Below are 1499 nucleotides of genomic sequence, written 5' to 3' on the forward strand. Positions count from 1 at the left end.
TGAAATGTTCCCTATAAAGTGGACACATAAAAAAAGAGACTTCCTTTTTAAGCACAAAGTAATTGGCTCCGGTACTCAACCGGAGTCATTTTATTTAATGTCCATTGTGGACGATGATGATTATATTCTTCGATATAATCATAAATACATTTTTTTAGTTCATTTATAGTGTGACACGCTCTATAATCTACTTCATCTTTTAAATGACCAAAGAATGATTCCATTGGGGCATTATCCCAACAGTTACCTTTTCGAGACATAGATTGTATAAAGCCCATTTCTTTTACTCTTTTTTGAAACTCCGGATGAGTATAATGAACTCCTTGATCTGAGTGTAAGATTGCTCCTGGATATACACAGCCATCTAGTGTTTCTTCTAACTTATTAAGAGTAGAATAAGTTAGTTCCATTGAAAGGGATGTGGAAACATGAGAAGCCAGAATTTCTCTAGTTGCACAGTCCTTAACGCATGATAAATATGCTTTTTGACCCTTACCGTAGTATAGGTAAGTTATATCAGTCAATAAAGCCTTTTGTGGGGTATCCTGTTTAAAGTTGCGATTAAGAATATTTTTAAGTGTCTTATGTTCCTGTGTAGCCTTTGCCATTTTTTTATATGGATTTGTCCTACGAATTTTTGTGCACATCGAGTATTTTTTCATTATACGATAGACACGTTTATGGTTCATAGTAACTCCCAGCTCTGCAGCTAAATACAGTTTTATTTGACGTATACCCTTCTTTTGACTTGATTTATCGAAGATATACTTTATTAGCTTGTAATCTAATTCATCACGCTTTTCACGCTCATATCGTTTTGTTTCAGCCATTAAGAATGCGTAATACCCACTGCGACTCACACCAGCTAGCTTACAGAAATAGGAAACCATCTGAGGAAATTCATGATTTCGTAATGTCTGTTCAATTAATTCAAATTTCTCAGCTTTCGTTAACGTTTCTTTTTCTGAGCCGCCTGCCTTTCTAGTTCGTCGAGCTTTTTTAAAAACTCTACCTCTGCCTCAAGTAACGCTATTCGAGCTTCAGCTTTCTTTAATTTCTGCTCAGCCGTTTTATCTTTTGAACTTGGTCTTCCAGTTGATCCCTTCCCACGTTTTTCTGTATAGAAGCCTTCTTCACCGTAACTTTTATAAGTTTTTCTCCAACGATCTAAACATTGACCTGGCTTGTCTTTACCTATAATTTCTACATCAAACCCATGTTCAATAAAGATTTGAAGAGGGCCTTTCCCTTTAAGATTTTCTAATACGGCATTTACTTTAAATTCTGGTTTATAGCTTATTGAACGTTCAGATACTTTACTCACATTACTATTTTTTTCAAGTTGTTTTATTTGAAAACTATTAAATATAATTTTGCTCATTTTTCCCCGACCTCATCTATTTATATTTTCATTATAAACGGGATTTGAATGTCGAGGACATAAAAATACCCGAATAATAGACCTTTTTTTAAGTGTCTATTATTCGGGGAACATTTCA

General features: G+C 34.3%; 1 protein-coding gene. It reads right to left on the reverse strand.

Features of this window, described 5'->3' with window-relative positions; translation table 11 throughout:
- Positions 1-47: 47 nt before the first annotated feature.
- Positions 48-1381 (reverse strand): IS3 family transposase gene (locus RAH41_RS22365; protein ID WP_331225460.1). Its coding sequence is split into 2 segments (ribosomal slippage): positions 48-1009 and positions 1009-1381, totalling 1335 coding nucleotides; the frame shifts between segments, so codons are not numbered across the junction.
- Positions 1382-1499: the final 118 nt, after the last annotated feature.

Origin of the sequence: Gottfriedia acidiceleris, from assembly GCF_036421055.1 — a bacterium.
Lineage (GTDB): Bacteria > Bacillota > Bacilli > Bacillales > Bacillaceae_G > Gottfriedia > Gottfriedia acidiceleris_C.